Consider the following 18195-nt stretch of genomic DNA (forward strand, 5'->3'; position numbering starts at 1 on the left):
ATTAAAATTCCAGTCACAGCCTTAAACTGCGACTGAAAACGGAGAACTTTTTAAAGTAATCCCGCACGTTTCAATAAAGCTTCAGGTTTTGGTTCCTGACCTCTGAAACGTTTGTATAAAAGCATCGGGTGCTCTGTTCCTCCTTTTGAAAGTACGTTTTCTTTGAACTTTGAAGCTACTTCAGTATTAAAGATTCCTTTTTCCTGAAAATATTCAAAAGCATCTGCATCTAATACTTCGGCCCATTTGTAACTGTAATATCCGGAAGAATAACCACCTTGGAAAATATGTGAAAAAGCGGTACTCATTGCATTTTCTTTTACTTCAGGATACAATTTGGTATCGGCAAATTGTTCCGTTTCAAAAGCTTTCAGATCCGTAATGTTGGTCGGGTCTTGTCCGTGCCAAGCCATGTCCAATAATCCAAAACTCAACTGACGTAAAGTCGCTAGTCCTTCCTGAAAACTGGCACTTTCTTTTATTTTTTGAACATATTCAATCGGGATAATTTCACCCGTTTCATAATGATTCGCAAACAAAGCCAAAGCTTCCGGTTCGTAACACCAATTCTCCATAATCTGACTTGGTAATTCTACAAAGTCCCAAAAAACGGAAGTTCCGGATAGACTTGGGTAGGTGGTATTGGCCAACATCCCGTGTAACCCGTGACCAAATTCGTGGAATAAAGTCGTTACTTCATTAAAAGTAAGTAAAGAAGGTTTAGTTTCTGTTGGTTTAGTGAAATTACAAACATTAGAAATGTGTGGTCTCTCATTTACGCTGTCTTTTACATATTGCGATTTGAAGGAGGTCATCCAAGCACCGTTTCGTTTTCCTTTTCTTGGAAAAAAATCCGCATAGAAAATCGAAACTAATTTGTTTTCAGCGTCTGTTACTTCATAAGTGGTAACTTCTTCATGGTATTTGTCAATATCAAAGACTTCTGTAAAGGTTAATCCGTATAGTTTTTCGGCAACGATGAAAGCTCCGTTTAATACTTTTTCTAACTGGAAATAAGGTTTTAGCTTTTCATCATCTAAGTTGAAAAGTTGTTGTTTTAATTTCTCAGAGTAATAAGAGCCATCCCATTTCTCCAATTCTTCAATTCCGTCCAGTTCTTTTGCAAAAGCCGTTAATTCTGCAAACTCTTTTTGAGCGGCAGGCTTTGCTTTCGCTAATAAATCGTTTAAGAAAGTAAAAACTTTTTCCGGGCTTTCTGCCATTCTTTCTTCCAGAACAAAATGGGCGTGTGTTTTATAGCCTAACAAATTGGCTCTTTCGAAACGTAATTTGGCTATTTTTAAAACATTCTCCTGATTGTCAAATTCGTTACCCTGAAATGCTTTTGCGCCAAAGGCAATGGCCATTTTTTTACGCAATTCGCGATTGTCGGCATAAGTCAAAAACGGGATATAACTTGGGTGGTCTAAAGTAAAAATCCAGCCTTCTTTCTCCTGACTTTTAGCCAGTGATCGGGCCGCTTCAATAGTTCCTTCCGGTAATCCGGCTAAGTCACTTTCGCTTGTTAAATGCAATTCGAAGGCATTGGTTTCTGCCAAAACATTTTCGCCAAATTGTAAACTCAATCTCGATAGTTCTTTGTCGATTTCGCGTAATTGTTCTTTTTTGTCTTCGGCTAAGTTGGCTCCATTTCTTGAGAAACTTTTATATTTTTTATCTAAAAGTGTCGTTTGTTCCGGAGTTAGATTCAAACTTTCTTTTTGATCATAAACTGCTTTTACTTTAGAAAATAAAGCGGCGTTTAGCGTAATGTCGTTTCCGAAATCCGATAATAAAGGCGAAACTTCCTGAGCGATTTTTTGCATTTCGTCATTCGTTTCAGCCGAATTTAAATTGAAGAAAATACTCGAAATACGATCCAAAATGTCACCGGAATATTCCAATGTAAGAATCGTGTTCTCAAAAGTGGGTGTTTCGGGATTGTCTACGATAGCATCAATTTCGGCTTTGGCCTGAGCAATTCCTTCCTGAAAAGCAGGAAAATAATCTTCGATTTTGATTTGCGAAAACGGGGCTGTATTATGTCTGGTGTTGAAATATTGTGTTAAGATACTCATAGTACGATTTGATATTTGTTACACAAAGATTCACAAAGCCAACACAGAGATGCACAAAAAATAGATTCTAGGATAAGTTTAAAATGTTTTAGTGTGTCTCTGTGTTGGCTTTGCGTGTCTCTGCGGAATTTATTTTTTTAAACCCTCAGCAGCTTTATTAACGGCAGCTTTAAGTTCTTCTTTGTAAGAGATAATAGTCTCAAGAACCGCTTTGTCGTGACTTCCGATGATTTGTGCGGCCAGAATTCCGGCATTTTTTGCTCCATTTAGGGCAACTGTCGCCACAGGAACTCCACCCGGCATCTGAAGAATAGACAATACACTATCCCATCCGTCAATAGAATTACTTGATTTTACAGGAACTCCAATTACAGGTAACGGTGACATCGAAGCAACCATTCCCGGTAAATGCGCTGCACCACCTGCTCCGGCAATAATCACCGAAATACCGCGAGTGTGCGCATTTTTACTGAAATCAAATAATTTTTCCGGCGTTCTGTGTGCCGAAACAATATCAACTTCTACTTCTATATTAAATTGTTTTAGTATGTCGATGGCATCCTGCATGACTGGCATGTCTGAGATACTTCCCATTATGATAGCTACTTTGCTCATGTGATTTGTTTTTTTGTTGTGTTTTAAGTTAAAAGTTTCATGTTTCATGTTTCACGTTTTAGAGTGTAACTGAAAACTGCGACTGTTTTTTTGTTTCAAGTTTCACGTTCAGGTTTTTGTCTTTGTATAAAAACTTTTTTAGCTAAAGTTATTTGAAGAATTTATAAATCAAAAATAGAATTCCAAAAGCGACAGCAATATAACATAGTACTAAAATAAGGAATGCGATAAAGCTTTTGATTCTTTCACCTGGATATTCCGTACTATCTGTAAAACTTTTAAAACTGTCTTTAATCAAATTTGAATTACTATTTACGCTGCTGAGGTTACTTAAGAAGTCTAAAAAATCCATTTTTATATTTTGATAAAACTTAAATTCTTAAAAACTTAAATTGAAAACAGAGACCGTTTTTTGTTTCAAGTTTTAGACTGCGACTGAAAACTGTGTCTGTTTTTATGTTTAAAGTTTCACGTTTCACACTGTGACTGAAAACTGCGACTGTATACTCTCTTAACTAATAACCTTAATAGTATTCTTAACATCCTCTGCAATTCGTCTTGCCTCGGTCATGTCTTGATTTACAATCGTAACATGTCCCATTTTTCTGAACGGGCGTGTTTGTTTTTTACCGTAAATATGCGGTGTAACACCATTCCAACCTAAAATGGTTTCGATATTTTGGTAGACAACGTCTCCGGAGAAACCTTCAGCGCCGACTAAATTTACCATTACTCCCGCAACTTTACTTTCTGTATCTCCTAATGGAAGATCTAAAATGGCACGTAAATGATTTTCGAATTGTGAAGTATAACTGGCTTCAATAGAATAATGACCGGAATTGTGCGGACGCGGTGCGACCTCATTTACCAGGATTTCATCTTCGTTAGTTTGAAACATTTCGACCGCTAAAAGTCCAACGTGATTGAATTTTTCAGAAACATTCAAGGCAATCGCTCTGGCTTTTTCTGCTACTTTTTCATCAATACGGGCAGGGCAGATTACGTATTCTACCTGATTGGCTTCGGGATGAAATTCCATCTCAACTACCGGATATGTTTTTATTTGACCGGACGGATTGCGACAAACAATAACCGCCAGTTCATTTTTGAACGGAATCATCGTTTCTGCAATACATTCTACATTTGGTAAAGAATCCAGATCGGTACTTTTGCGAATCACTTTTACGCCATTTCCATCATATCCAAATTCAGTACATTTCCATACAAATGGTAATGTCAGATCGTTGATTCTTGATTTTAGACTTTCCAGATTCTCAAATTTTTCAAAAGGAGCTGTTGGAATATGGTTTGCGGCGTAAAATTCTTTTTGAATTCCTTTGTTTTGAATTCCTTTTAAAGTTTTTGGAGAAGGGTAGATTTTTAGGCCTTCATTTTCTAATTGTGTTAAAGCTTCCAGATTAACCAATTCAATTTCGAAAGTTAAAACATCAACCAGTTTTCCAAAATTGTACACCGTTTCATAGTCCATTAAATCACCTTTGAAAAATTGATTGCAGGCAATTTTACTGGGTGCTTCGTCACTCGGATCTAATACATAAGTTTGTATGTCAAATTTTCGGGTATCAAATAACAGCATCTTGCCCAATTGTCCACCACCTAAAATTCCTAATTTAAAATCAGAAGAAAAATAATTCATTGTTGTGTGTTTGTGATGCGCAAAGATACTTTATAATGATTGAATAGGAAAACGCTATTTTATTTTCGTTAAAACTTCTCTGGCAACGGCTTTATATGCTGCCGAATGTGCTGCATAATCCTTGTTTAGAATGATTTGCAGTTCCGGATGAATCCAGTCGTGATGGTTTCCTAAAACGTATAAAGTTCTGATGGAGTAGGCTTTTGCGGCTACTTTTGTGTCGTTTATAAGCCAGTCAAAAGAGGCTTCGATACAATCCTGAAGGTTTTCTTCTGAAAGTAAAATGCTGTTTTCGTTTTTCTTATAATGCGATTTTACTAAAAGCTGAACGATTTTTGCAATGGGACGAATCGCACTTTCGTCTTTTAAGATTTTAAGATTCGAACAGAAAAAATCAAGATGGGATTGCAGCCAGATCAATTCTTCGTAAGAGACAAACTCTAAAATCCAACATGCTTTATGATTGTTTTTGTCAAGAGGAGAAAAGCAGATAGAAAGCAATTCTTTGAATTGATCCTTGTTTTCTAAAACGTCCTGTGCGATTTTAAGCCGGTTTTCCCGGTAAGCTTTTAAATAGTTAAGTTTTGATTGGAGTTCAGAGGACATTTGTTTGGGTTTTAAATACGCAACTAAAATAGGTAATTTAGTGAGAATATCTCATAAAATTTGTAGGAATATCAGTCTGATGAGGTGAAGGCAAAGCAGTATCGATTATTGTACTATTAGATTGAAGTCAGGAAGCACGTTTTTTAGTCGCAATCAAGTCGTCATCGGGAGAAAATTTACAGGTTTCTGAGTTTGGTGTTTCGGTCTTTTATGAGGTGTTATGGTTTTAGATTTTACTTAAGGTTTTGAAGAGTAATCGTTTAATCGGAATCGAAATATTTCGAACTTAAAATTTGTAATTGGTAGGGGATGTTAAACAATCTGAAAAAAATTAACTCACCGTGTATTTTGATACTGTCCTTTGGTTGTAATTCTGTATCTTTGCGCATTATTTTAAATATGAAAATAATGATACAACTTCACGATAAACAATTTGTTCCGTTTATTTCGGCAAAAGAAATTGATTTTGCTTTAACGAAAATAGTTGCCCAAGTAGAAGATGATTTTGGAGATGATACGCCAATTTTTATTGGGGTTTTGAATGGCGCATTTATGGTTGTGGCCGATTTTCTGAAAAAATATAAAAGCCCATGCGAAGTTTCATTTATCAAAATGGCCTCTTATGAAGGGACAGAATCAACAAATTCTGTGAAACAAATAATAGGAATTAATCAGGATTTGACTGGCAGAACCGTAGTGCTTATCGAAGATATCGTGGATACAGGAAACACGATTGAAGAATTAAAGGTACTGTTTAAGGCACAAAATGTAAAACATTTTAAGATTGCCACTTTGTTTTTTAAACCTGAAGCTTATAAAAAAGACATTAAGATTGATTATGTCGGGATAAGGATTCCGAATAAGTTCATTGTTGGTTATGGTTTAGACTACGACGGTTTAGGAAGAAACCTGCCAGAAGTATATAAACTAGCCGAATAAATTTTAAAACACAAACACACAACTATATATTCATTTTAAACTTCTTTGAAAATAAGAAGTCAAGCAACACTCACACTTATTATGATTAACATTGTTTTATTTGGAAAGCCTGGAGCGGGAAAAGGAACTCAGGCAGAATTTTTAAAAGAAAAATACAAATTAACACATCTTTCAACCGGAGATATTTTTCGTTTTAATTTAAAAAACGATACAGATTTAGGTAAAAAAGCAAGAGTTTTTATGGATAATGGAGAGTTGGTACCTTGCGAAGTAACAACTGCAATGTTAATTGACGAAGTGAAAAAACATCCGGATACTGCGGGATTTTTATTCGACGGTTACCCGAGAACGCTAGATCAGGCGGAAGCTTTAGATAAATTTTTGCCAACAATTGGTTCAAGTGTTACCGCAACAATTGCCTTAGAAGCAGATGATGAAATTTTGGTAGCTCGTTTGTTGGAAAGAGGAAAAACAAGCGGAAGAGTGGATGATCAGGACGAAGAGAAAATTCGCGTGAGATATCAGGAATACAATGAAAAAACAGCTCCATTAATTGGATATTATAAAACACAGAATAAGTTTCATGCGGTAAACGGTATTGGAACTATCGAAGAAATTACAGAACGATTAACGTCAGTTATAGATAATTTGTAGAAGCTTTTTCCGGCTGTCGTTACATCCCGAGGGTTATTGGGATATAAAAAACTATTTTTCCATACCATAAAATGAGCTTCTTCGGGTTGCTGTTTTTTGGGAGGAAAAATTAGTTTTTTTTAGCTTTTAGCTTTTGACTTCCGGATGGTAACACAGGTGAACTGTAAATTATTATTTTAACGACTATTAAATAACGAATCAATTACAAATTGGAAATACTAATAATATTTTTTCTAATTCTATTAAATGGAGTTTTCTCCATGTCTGAGATTGCATTGATCTCAGCAAGGAAAAACAGATTGGAGACTGCAGCAAAAAAAGGGAATAAAAGTGCCAAAATAGCACTGGATTTGGCCAATTCTCCAAATAAATTTTTATCAACCGTTCAAATCGGAATTACCTTAATCGGAATTTTAACCGGTATTTATTCGGGTGATAAAATCACAATGGATGTTGAAATATTTGTAAGTGGATTTGGAGTTTTAAAACCGTATGCGCATTCTGTCGCAGTTGGTATTGTAGTAGTTGTTTTGACTTTTTTCTCTTTAGTTTTAGGGGAATTATTGCCAAAACGAATCGGGTTAAATTATCCTGAGTCTATTGCGAAAATGGTAGCAATGCCAATGAAAATAGTCTCGATTATTACAGCGCCATTTATTTGGTTGTTGACATCATCGACTGATTTTCTGTTGAATGTTTTGCAAATTAAACCCACAGCAGACGGGAAAGTTACAGAAGAAGAAATTAAAGCCATTATTAAAGAAGGAACCGAAGGCGGAGAAGTTCAGGAAATTGAACAGGATATCGTGGAGCGTGTTTTTCATATTGGTGACCGAAAGGTAAATTCGTTAATGACACACCGTAAATCGGTAGACATGTTGCCCTTAAATGCAGATAAAGCCAAAATAAAAGAGCTGGTTTTGCAAGACTTGCACACGGTTTACCCGGTATATAGTGACAACTACGATGATATTGTCGGGATAGTTACATTAAAAAATATATTCGCCAATATCGAAAGCGATCATTTTGATTTAGCGGCGATTATGATTGAAGCTCCTTATTTAATGGAGCAAACAACAGCTTACAAGGCGTTAGAGAATTTCAAAAAAACAGGAATTCATTATGCTATGGTTTCAGATGAATATGGTGTTTTTCAAGGTATAATTACCTTAAATGATATATTAGAAGCCTTAGTTGGTGATGCGTCTGATTTTTATAAAGACGAATTCCAATTGATAGAAAGAGAAGACGGTTCATGGATGGTAGACGGACATTATTCGTTACACGATTTCTTAACCTATTTTGAACTGGACGAATTAACAAACGATTACGAGGTAAATACCGTAAGCGGAATGATTATGACGGAACTTTCTCATATTCCAAAAGAAGGGGAGAAATTAATCTGGCAAAAATTTGTTTTAGAAGTCATCGATATGGATGGCGTAAAGATTGATAAAGTGCTGGTAAAAGCGCTAAAAGAGTAAAGAGAATTTGTTTTAGGTTTTATTCTGTTTCAAGTTTCAAGTTAAGTGTGATATACCAACTTGAAACCTGAAACTTTAAACTTTAAACTATACATAAACAAAAAGAAAATAGTTTTCAGTTTCAGTTTTCAGTCACATTTGTGCTGAAAACTGCGACTGCGACTGAATACTAAAAACAATGACAGAGGGAAATTTTGTAGATTATGTTAAGATATATGTTTCTTCCGGAAAAGGAGGGAAAGGATCTACACATTTACATAGAGAGAAATTTATTGAAAAAGGAGGTCCGGACGGTGGTGACGGAGGACGTGGTGGACACGTATATTTAGTGGGTAACAAAAGTCTTTGGACATTGTTTCACCTAAAGTTCGCGCGACACGTAAAAGCGGGTCATGGTGGTGATGGAGGAGGAGACCGTAGTACCGGTGCTGACGGAGATGATAAATTTATCGAAGTACCTTTAGGAACTGTTGTAAAAGATAAAGAAACGGGAGAAACCCTGTTTGAAATTACCGAAGACGGAGAAAAAAGAATCCTTTCTAAAGGAGGAAAAGGTGGTTTAGGAAACTGGCACTTTAGAAGTTCAACCAATCAGACTCCAAGATACGCACAACCTGGTTTACCGGGAGTAGAAATGGATGTTATTCTGGAACTTAAAGTTTTGGCAGATGTTGGTTTAGTTGGATTTCCTAATGCAGGAAAATCGACTTTATTGTCTGTACTGACTTCTGCAAAACCTAAAATTGCTGATTATCCGTTTACGACTTTGAAGCCCAATTTAGGAATTGTGGCCTACAGAGATTATCAATCTTTTGTAATTGCTGATATTCCGGGAATTATTGAAGGTGCTGCTGAAGGAAAAGGATTAGGTCATTATTTCTTGCGTCATATCGAACGTAACTCAACATTACTGTTTTTGGTTCCTGTTGATACACCGGACATTAAAGCGGAATACGATATTTTGGTAAACGAATTAACGAAATACAATCCTGAGATGTTGGACAAAGAACGTCTTTTAGTGATTTCAAAATGCGATATGCTGGATGATGAGCTTAAGGCGGAATTGAAAACAGAATTAGACGTTGCTTTCAAAGATATTCCTTATATGTTTATCTCTTCTGTGGCACAACAAGGCTTAACAGATCTTAAAGATAAACTTTGGAAGATGTTGAATGACTAAAAAGTAATACACTATTTAAAAGGTGTTCTGGAAACAGAACACCTTTTTTGTTTTTGATACTGTTAAATTCGTAAAAAAACGCCAATAATACTTCGTTCTACACAGTTTTAAGAACTTCAACGATTAGATAATTGCGAAAATGAGCTATATTCGCATGACTTAAAATAATTGACATGAAAAAAATAATTTTATTCTTGACCATGTGCCTAATGGCTTTTCCTGTAAGAGCTGATGAAGGAATGTGGTTTTTGATGTTTATCGAAAGATTGAACCATAGAGATATGGAAAAAATGGGCTTGCAATTAACAGCCGAAGAGATTTACAGTATTAATAATCATAGTTTGAAAGATGCTATTGTACAATTTAACGGAGGTTGTACAGCCGAAATCGTTTCTAAAAGCGGTTTGGTTTTAACCAATCACCATTGTGGTTATAATGCTATTGCAGAACTTTCGTCTGCAGAAAAAAATTATTTGAAAGATGGTTTTTGGGCAAAAGAAAAAAGTGCCGAGATGAAACCAAAATCATTATACGTTCGTTTCTTCGTTCGTATGGATGACGTTTCGAAAAGAATATTGTCTAAAGTTGATGATAAAATGACGGAAACGGAAAGAAACAAAATTATTCAACAAGAGATCGCTTTGATTGAAAAGGAGAATAATGAAGGTGGAAAATATACGGTTTCTGTTCGTCCTTTCTTTCAAGGAAATGAATATTACTATTTCGTTTACCAAGATTATACTGATGTACGTTTAGTAGGTACACCTCCTGAAAGTGTTGGTAAATTTGGTGGAGATACAGACAACTGGGAGTGGCCGCGTCAAACTGGAGATTTCTCTATGTTTAGAGTGTACGCAGACAAAAACGGAAATCCGGCAACTTATTCTAAAGATAATGTGCCTTTACAGCCTAAACATTATTTACCGATAAGTCTTAAAGGAGTTAAAGAAAATGACTTTGCTATGATTTTGGGGTATCCGGGAAGAACAAACCGTTGGATGCCGGCAGGTGGAATCGAGCAAAATGTAAAATTTGCTTACCCTGCATGGGTTGAAGGTGCTAAGACGGGAATGGACCAAATGAAAAAGTATATGGATAAAGATGCAACTGTTCGTTTACAGTATGCCTCTAAATATGCTTCTACAGCTAATTACTGGAAAAACCGTCAAGGAATGATTGATGCTTTGACTAAAGCAGGAACAGCAGCGACTAAAGAAGAGCAAGAAGATAAGTTTTATGAGTGGGCAACTAAGCCGGCTAATAAAGAAAAGTACGAGAATGTAATTCCGACTATTAATGAGTATTACAGAAGTACAAATGTAAAAGTAGTTCATGATAACTATTTAACGCAACTGATGCGTACTTCAAGTTATGCAAATGGACCTGCAAATTTAGGAAATGCTTTGATTGCTTACTACAACGAGAATGATGCTAAGAAAGCAGAAATGTTGCCTAAGATCAACGCAATGATTGATGGCATTTATGGCGATTTTTATGCTCCACTTGAAAAAGAGGTATTAACAGCACAGTTAAATTTATACGCTACTAAAGCGGCTGAATATGGTTTAGCTCCACAAGTAGCTAAAATGAAATCATTGAATAATGGTGATTTTACAGCAGACGTTGCAAAAGCAACTGAAACAAGTTACTTTACTTCTAAAGAAAAAATAGTGGCGTTTATGGCTGATCCAAAGCCATTGGCTATTGTACACGATCCGTTGTATATTATCTCTACTGATTTATTGACAAAATACCGTGCTAAATCAGATGATCAAGTAAAATCTGATGAGGCTTTTGCAATTGCTTACAGAAAATTAGTGGAAGGTTTAAGAGAATCTAAATTAAATACGATTCAGTATCCTGATGCCAATTCAACTTTGAGATTGACTTACGGAAAAGTTCGTGCTTTGCCGGAAGACAAACGTAACGATGCTAAAATCAACAATTATACTACCATGGAAAGTATGGTGAAAAAGTACAAAGCAGGAGATCAGGAATTTGATTTACCGGCAAGATTGTTAGAATTAAACAAAACCAAAGATTACGGACAATATGCTGATAAAGCAGGATACATGCCAGTAAACTTCCTAACCGATAATGATATTACAGGTGGAAATTCAGGTTCACCGGTTCTTAACGGAAAAGGAGAATTAATTGGTGTTGCTTTTGACGGAAACATTGAAGCTATGGCCGGAGATGTTATTTTTGACTCTAAATTACAAAGAACCATCAACGTAGATATTCGTTATGTACTTTGGATTATAGACAAATACGCAGGTGCCAAAAACATTATTGACGAAATGACGATTATTAAATAATTCGATTTTTTTATAAAATAGACCCGACAGGTTTTTAAAACCTGTCGGGTTTTTTGTTTTAAATAGGTGAAATAATTTCTAAAGAGTAAACTAAACCTAACAGGTTTTCAAAACCTGTTAGGTTTCTTTAGTTACCTTATTATTATTTGACCTTCACCCGAATCCCTTTAGTGTGACTGGTAAATTCCGGTGCATACATACTCTCGATTGTGGTAATGCCATTAGAAAATTCACCACTGTTATTGACACGGATATTATATTCTATTACGTAAGTCCCTTTGTTTATTTTGTCAAAAAACAAATGTGTTGCGGCGTCTTTTGTACTGGTGTAGTAACCCAATCCATCTCTGTATTGGTATTTTGAAAGCACATCGACAGGTTCAAAACAAGAAGCACGCATGTCTTTTAAGTGTACGAATTCGGTATCTTCTTTAGAGGTGATAAGCAATCTTACGGTTATCAGATCACCAATTTGTAATGGATTTTCAGCTGTTATTTTTTCGAGTTCATTTCCTTTTATAGTACTCTTATTATGATACAGTTCCTTTGATACGGATAAAACCGCTCCGGTATTGGTTTTGATTTTATCTAAGTCTTCAAAATATTGCCAGTAAATACCACCAAAACCGGGAACATTAGATTTGTTTTCAATTTTTACTGTAGTCATTTCTTTTTTGACTTCGTCTGCTTTCCAATTCAGTTTGAGGTAACCTGTTTCGGCTTCTTTTTCGTTTTCAGTTAATTTTTTGGTCATGATTTTTTCATCCCCAAGTGTAATAACAGTATTGTCTTTTACACTTAGCCAATCTGTTCCTTGTAACAATAAGGCATAAATTGCTTCGGTCGTAGATTTTGTTGTGGGCCAGTTTTTAGTCTGTTTGTTTTTTAGCAACCAGACTTTCATGGCATCGACAGCTTTGGTATCGTTGTTTATTTCGCTGAAAGCTTCAATCAATAGAGCTTGTGTTTCTATTGGTGCCTGATACCAGTACCAGCCCGATTTATTGGCGATCCAATACATTCCCCAATCTTCGTTGTTGGAGGCAGTTTCTTTTAGACTTTCGAGGATTGTTTCGGCAGCTGCTTCGTCTCCAAAACGGTTTAATGTTAAAGCCGCTAATCCTTTTTCATATAGAGAATAGGTTAGCCAGTTTTTTTTGGCGGTATCGAGATACATTTTGGAAGCCTTTTTTAAAGTATCTGAAAGCGGGTAGTTCTCTAAATAAAAACTTCTCGCATACAAATGGTGTAAATCAGCATTTGGGTTAATCCAAAGCAGTTTGTCGGCAGCTTTTAGATTTTTGGTTTTTAGTTTGTAATTTTCCAGAAACTGTTGGTCTAAATAGGGGATTGCTGTTTTTGCAATGGCATCCATTTTAGAAAAATTGTCTTTTGTTTTACTCAATTTAGATAAATGGCCTAAACCTGCCAAAATATGTCTGGTGATATAGTTGTTTTCATCACTTCCGTCAAACCAAGGGAATCCTCCTGAGCTCTTCTGTTTTTGTTTTAATTTTTTGAAAGTCGTTTCCTGAGACACTTTCATTTTCTCTAAATCAAATAACAGGGCTATATTTTTCTTCTTTTCGTCTTCACTTTGAGCATCATTAAACCAAGGCGTTTCGGCAAGTAGTATTGATTTTAATTCTTCATTTTCTTCTAATTTTGAATTGAGTTTTCTGTTTTTTCTCCAATTTTCAAAAACGGTGGCAATTTTGGGATTACTCGAAATAATCTCTGTCGCCAAAGCATTGGCATAGAATCGGGCGAAAGTTTGTTCGGCGCATTCATGTTCGTATTCCATTAAATAAGGAAGAGACTGAATCGCAATCCAAGAGGGATTGGAAGTGTATTCTAAAGTAAACTGATGATTTCTTAAAGTGGTCGAAGTATTGTTTTTAAGGTTTTCAAAAGTGTATTCTTTTTTAGAATTTTCACGAACCCAAATCGGAATACTTTCTGTAACCAGCATATTGTTGGTCAGAACAGGAAGAATGTTTTCTTCACCGTCAGAGAAGTTTCCGGATTTGGCCAAAATTTTATATTGAACCCCTTGTAATCCTTCCGGAATAGTTATTGTCCAACTTGCTGTCGTGTTCCCCAAAGCCCCAACGGAGAAGTTTTTGACGTTTTTAGCATTTAGCATTTTGGCATCTATTGGTTCCATGGTTGTGGCGTCAAAAAACTGTAAAATGGCGATTCCGGTTTTGACTTCATTCGTAATATTCGAAATCTTAGCAGTAAATACAATGGTATCTTTTTCTCTTAAAAAACGTGGAAAATTGGGTAATACCATCAAGTCTTTTTGAGTGACTACCATTTTTTCTAAGTACCCCGAAGCTGCCTCTTTATTATGGGCCAGTAAACGAAGTTTCCAACTTGTTAAAGCTTCCGGAGAAGTAAAGTTGAAATTTACATTCCCTTTAGCATCTGTTTTTAAATGGGGTAGAAAGAAAGCGGTTTCAGATAAATTTTTTCTGGCTTTTACTTGCGTTAAGGCTTCTAGTGCTTTTTTTGTAGTGATAATAATTGCACCGTTTGTTCCTTTAGTACCATAAAGAGCTGTTGCTTTATCTTCTTTTAAGACTTCCATTGAAAGAATTTCTGATGAATTTATATTTTTCAGGATATCTTCTGAGACTATTTCTCCATCTAGAATATATAGTATTTTTTCCTTGAGATCCCCTGCAGCGCCTCGAATTCTTAAGTTGTCTGCAGCACCTGGCGCCCCACTTATGGCAATTCCGCTAACGATTCCTGATAGTGTATCTAGTATTGAGTCTGAATTTTCTTGAATCTCTTCAGATTTAATTCTTGTAACAGAACCTGTAAATGATTTTTTTACTGTTTTCATTCCGAAAGCTGTAACCACAACCGCTTCTAATTGGTTCGAATCATTTTCTAAAACAATGTCGATATTTTTCTCTTTTGAGATTTTAATTGTTTTTGTTTTCAGGCCTATATAGGAAAAAACTAATTCTTCTCCATCAAGAGCTTCAATTTCGTAATAACCATCAAAATCAGATTCGGTACCTCTTTTTGTTCCCTTTACTACAATATTTACTCCTGGAACACCTATTTCGGTGAAGTCTGTTATAATGCCTGAAATTACTTTTGCGTTAGCGGGTTTTTTTGCTTTTTTACCTAGTTGTTTATAATATTGGTTACGCAGATAGGCAGAATGAGAGTTGTTGAAGTCAAATCCAAACCAGATCAAGCTGATCGATTCGTTATTGAGTTGCATTCCTTTTAAATAGGTGTTTAAATTTCGGAAATTGATTGTAGTAGTCTGAAAACCTAAACGTGATTTATTACTGTCGTAGTTATAGTAATCATTAAATGCCAGGTCCTTCCATTCTTTGGTGGTAAACTGATCTAATGAGCTGTCATACATGGAGGCTAAAATTTCAGCTTCTTTTCTGGCATTGTCTGTTTTTAGTTGAAAGGACCAATTTTCTGTGCTTCCGGGTTGTATTTTATTCCTAAAACTTTCAATTTTCCATTCCAATTTAGGTTTGGTGTTTTTTAGTACTATCGTTAGTGCGTCTTTGAAAGGTTGATTTTCAAAAATACTCTCGAATTTTATTTTAAGTATTTTTTCAAATTCACTTTTTAATGGAATTTTTAAAATGGTTTCATTGTTTAGAAGATGATTGGTTTCTTCAAAAAAGATTTGGTTATCATAATACCCCGATGTGACTATATAAAGTTCTGGAATTACCGATTTTATTTTGATCTGAATAAAGCCATCTTTTTTTGGATCTTCATTAATTTGTTGCGCTGTAAATAATTTACTGGGATTAAATTTATCAGTACTTTGCGTAAGTTCAAAATTTGTTGTGGTTTCAATTGGGTTGTTAAAGCTGTCTTTTGCGGCAAAGACAATTTTATAGCCTCCGGATTTATAATCAGAAATAAAATCCAAATCAATTTTTTTATTTATTTCAGTGTCGATGTTTTTCGAAAAAACTAAAATTTCTTTAGATTTCTCTGCTGTTTGTGTTGTGTTAATTTCATAGGGAAACAATTGTTCAAAATCCAGGTCGGAGATGTTTTCAATTTCCGGTCTTGTCCAAACTCTTGCTTTAAATTTATTTGAAAGCGGACGAACATAATATATTTTGACTTCGCCTTTTGTTGCTAAAAATTCACCATTTAAATTAGAACTTGTAAGTTTAATTTCGTTTTTGTCTTTGGTTTCTATTTGATAAGGTAGTTGTACGCCAAGAATTAAATCATGATATCCTACTTTTACGGTAGTTGATGCTGTACGTGTTTCTCCATTGATGTCTGTTACAGAAACGAAAATCTCATAATTGAAAACGGGTAATTTCTCTTTATTTGAATTTTCTGCAGGAGAAGCAATAAAATCAATAACAAATTTACCTGTTGCATCCGTTTTGACTTCCCCATCTGCTATTTCTTCATCGTCTTCACGTTCATAAGAATCATTGCTATAGTTTACATATCTCTTTATGTGGTAAGTAACGATAGCGTCAGAAATAGTACTTCCTGCAAAAGCTTTAGCGGTACCGTTTACTTTTATGGATTGATTGAGCTGATACGTTTCTTTTTTAGAATCAAAAGTTATTTCAAATTTTGGACGTTTATATTCCTCCACTTTAAAATGGATTTGAGAATATTCAAAATCGGGACTATTCCTTAAAAAAGAATTATTATCAGTTTTGTTAGTAGCTGTTTTCTTTTTATTATCAGGTTCTTCAGCGGTAATTTTAAAGTTACTGGTTATTCCATTTTTTGGTAAAATAAATTCTCCGGAGAAGGAACCAAATTCATTCGTTGTTACATCAATTTGTTTTAATTCTGTATCGTTAGCATCTTCAATAAGAATTTCATATTTAGAATTAGGGATAACACTTGTTATAGTATTGTTTTTTTGTATCGCAATTCCTTTGAAATAGACGGTTTGTCCGGGACGATAAATGGCGCGGTCCAAATAGAATTCTACTTTTCTTTTGGAGTTCTCTGTCTTCACTCCTGTGTAATAATTGTTGTGCTGGATATAATTTTTTGGAATCAGGAGTGTATCGTTATTCAGAGACAATGTAAGATCTTCATTGTAGTTATTGTTGTTTTTCTTGAAATAGGCTACTCCGTTTTTATCTGTTTTAGTACTAGATCGGGGAGATTTGATCACTACATTCTCTAAAGGTTTTCCACTTTTTCGATCGAGAACCTGAAACGTTTCTTTTGAATCGTTTTGAATAGCCAAAACAGAAAGATTAGAAACTGTAATGGTTTCGTAAGCAATTGCTTTTTTATCTTTAACATCAGATTCGCTTTCAAAATAAGCGAGATAAGTACCTGTTTTTAAATGTTTCAAAAGGACCTCTGTAGAATATTCAAAATGGTCATTTTTGCTTTTTAGCGGTTGTAATTCCGAAGAAACTGGTTTTGATTTTTTTATAATGGCGTCAACTAAACTATCTCTGTTTTTGTAAAATGTGTTATAATAGATCAATTGGTTTTGACTGATTTTATAAAATGAAACTTGCAGTTGTTCTACATTTTTGTATTCAATAAATGCTCTGGTAGTTTCATTATTATAAGTATATTTTTGAAGTTGAATGGTTAATGATTTAGATAAAATACTTTGTTTTTGAAGAAGAGCTGACTTGTAACTATTCGACCGATTATTAATTTTTAGGATACTATCCAGAATCAAAAGCGCTTTGATGTTATAATCCGGATTATCATTTTTAGATGCTTTTAGTTGTAAGTTAGTGGCTTTCTCTAATTGAATTTTTTGAACTAAATTTTCATTCTTGGTGCTTTTTTGAAGTTCAGTAAGCGCATTTGCATAAGCAGCGTCCGGTTCAAATATATAATTTTTGAAAAATAAGATGCGGTTAAATTGATTTTCATCTGTCGGATAATTCGCTTCTTGTTTTTGATACAGAGAAAGTACAAGACGCAAGCTTTCGTTGGTTACAAAGCTGAAGTTCAGTTTTATAAAGGGGTCAGATTTGCCTAAAAGCTCTTTTTTAAAAGGGGTGAAAACATCTTTGATAATTTCCCAAGTATGTATTTTTTTGGTGTAAAATGTTATGTTTTCCCTTAATACGTAGGTAAACAAGTTTTCGGTTTTAAAATTTTCTTCCGTGGAGTAGTCAAAAATCGATTCGTATTTTGTTAAAGTGACTTTTTTTAGTAAAGATTCATTTTCAAGCGTCTCTTTCATCGCTTTATCGATTTGATCATCAAAGTTTTTCTGAGTCCAAGTCAGAAAATCATCATCGAGTGTTTTAATGGTGGTTCGCTGTCTTATTTTATACTCGTTTCGTACAGCATAGTCAATCAAACATTTAGCATAAACTAAATTCAGAATAGCTTTAGAAGATGCTGTACTCTGATTGATTTCTGTTTTTAGATTGTTTATAATCTTTGTCTGCGCATTTTCTTCGAGAATCTGGAGGTATTTGGATTGATAAAAGAAACATCTTATTATTTGTACTTCATCTTTGTTGTCTACCGCTTTTTTATAGAGTTTAGCAACTTTTTCATTGGCTGATTTTATTTTGCTTTCATTTTCATAAGTTATCACATCATCCCAATCTTTCTCTGTTTGTTGTGCAAAAAGCGTTGTTGAAAACAATAAGAATACAAATAATATATTTTTCATAAGAGAGTTTTAATAGAGAGA

General features: G+C 34.7%; 10 protein-coding genes. 5 read left to right on the forward strand and 5 right to left on the reverse strand.

Features of this window, described 5'->3' with window-relative positions; translation table 11 throughout:
- Positions 1–50 precede the first annotated feature (50 nt).
- The 4 genes from ACHRV3_RS09675 to ACHRV3_RS09690 all read right to left on the reverse strand — a co-directional run bounded on the left by ACHRV3_RS09675 (position 51) and on the right by ACHRV3_RS09690 (position 4956).
- Positions 51–2078, reverse strand: a complete 2028-nt coding sequence (locus ACHRV3_RS09675) for a M3 family metallopeptidase (protein ID WP_395434484.1) — start codon at positions 2076–2078, stop codon at positions 51–53.
- Positions 2079–2207: 129 nt separating this feature from the next.
- Entirely contained in the window at positions 2208–2693 is a 486-nt protein-coding gene (gene purE / locus ACHRV3_RS09680; protein WP_047774357.1) for a 5-(carboxyamino)imidazole ribonucleotide mutase, read from the reverse strand.
- 511 nt (positions 2694–3204) lie between these two features.
- Positions 3205–4350 (reverse strand): 5-(carboxyamino)imidazole ribonucleotide synthase, encoded by a 1146-nt coding sequence (locus ACHRV3_RS09685; RefSeq protein ID WP_395434486.1) that lies wholly within the window; start codon positions 4348–4350, stop codon positions 3205–3207.
- A 54-nt stretch (positions 4351–4404) separates the two neighbouring features.
- Complete coding sequence (locus tag ACHRV3_RS09690) at positions 4405–4956, reverse strand: hypothetical protein (protein WP_230003432.1); 552 nt, start codon at positions 4954–4956, stop codon at positions 4405–4407.
- 408 nt (positions 4957–5364) lie between these two features.
- Between ACHRV3_RS09690 and hpt the strand changes: the two genes are divergently transcribed.
- From hpt to ACHRV3_RS09715, 5 genes are all read left to right on the forward strand, one after another.
- Positions 5365–5895 (forward strand): hypoxanthine phosphoribosyltransferase, encoded by a 531-nt coding sequence (gene hpt, locus ACHRV3_RS09695; RefSeq protein ID WP_395434488.1) that lies wholly within the window; start codon positions 5365–5367, stop codon positions 5893–5895.
- A gap of 81 nt (positions 5896–5976) precedes the next feature.
- Positions 5977–6549, forward strand: a complete 573-nt coding sequence (locus ACHRV3_RS09700; RefSeq protein ID WP_047774351.1) for an adenylate kinase — start codon at positions 5977–5979, stop codon at positions 6547–6549.
- Positions 6550–6758: 209 nt separating this feature from the next.
- A complete protein-coding gene (locus ACHRV3_RS09705) occupies positions 6759–8033 on the forward strand; it encodes a hemolysin family protein (protein ID WP_082210587.1) in 1275 nt (424 codons plus the stop codon).
- Positions 8034–8211: 178 nt separating this feature from the next.
- The gene (gene obgE, locus ACHRV3_RS09710; protein ID WP_047774347.1) at positions 8212–9213 is read left to right on the forward strand and encodes a GTPase ObgE; all 1002 of its coding nucleotides are present in this window, start codon (positions 8212–8214) and stop codon (positions 9211–9213) included.
- Positions 9214–9386: 173 nt separating this feature from the next.
- Complete coding sequence (locus ACHRV3_RS09715; RefSeq protein ID WP_395434490.1) at positions 9387–11531, forward strand: S46 family peptidase; 2145 nt, start codon at positions 9387–9389, stop codon at positions 11529–11531.
- 142 nt (positions 11532–11673) lie between these two features.
- On the opposite strand, the gene ACHRV3_RS09720 is transcribed toward ACHRV3_RS09715, so the two are convergent.
- Entirely contained in the window at positions 11674–18174 is a 6501-nt protein-coding gene (locus ACHRV3_RS09720) for a carboxypeptidase-like regulatory domain-containing protein (protein ID WP_395434491.1), read from the reverse strand.
- Positions 18175–18195: the final 21 nt, after the last annotated feature.

The organism is Flavobacterium sp. FlaQc-49, assembly GCF_044005985.1.
Taxonomy (GTDB): domain Bacteria; phylum Bacteroidota; class Bacteroidia; order Flavobacteriales; family Flavobacteriaceae; genus Flavobacterium; species Flavobacterium cupriresistens.

Coding starts and splice junctions, on each gene's coding strand:
- ACHRV3_RS09675 (WP_395434484.1), bottom strand. CDS start 2,078: ATGAGTATCTTAACACAATATTTCAACACCAGACATAATACAGCCCCG.
- purE (WP_047774357.1), bottom strand. CDS start 2,693: ATGAGCAAAGTAGCTATCATAATGGGAAGTATCTCAGACATGCCAGTC.
- hpt (WP_395434488.1), top strand. CDS start 5,365: ATGATACAACTTCACGATAAACAATTTGTTCCGTTTATTTCGGCAAAA.
- ACHRV3_RS09690 (WP_230003432.1), bottom strand. CDS start 4,956: ATGTCCTCTGAACTCCAATCAAAACTTAACTATTTAAAAGCTTACCGG.
- obgE (WP_047774347.1), top strand. CDS start 8,212: ATGACAGAGGGAAATTTTGTAGATTATGTTAAGATATATGTTTCTTCC.
- ACHRV3_RS09720 (WP_395434491.1), bottom strand. CDS start 18,174: ATGAAAAATATATTATTTGTATTCTTATTGTTTTCAACAACGCTTTTT.
- ACHRV3_RS09685 (WP_395434486.1), bottom strand. CDS start 4,350: ATGAATTATTTTTCTTCTGATTTTAAATTAGGAATTTTAGGTGGTGGA.
- ACHRV3_RS09700 (WP_047774351.1), top strand. CDS start 5,977: ATGATTAACATTGTTTTATTTGGAAAGCCTGGAGCGGGAAAAGGAACT.
- ACHRV3_RS09715 (WP_395434490.1), top strand. CDS start 9,387: ATGAAAAAAATAATTTTATTCTTGACCATGTGCCTAATGGCTTTTCCT.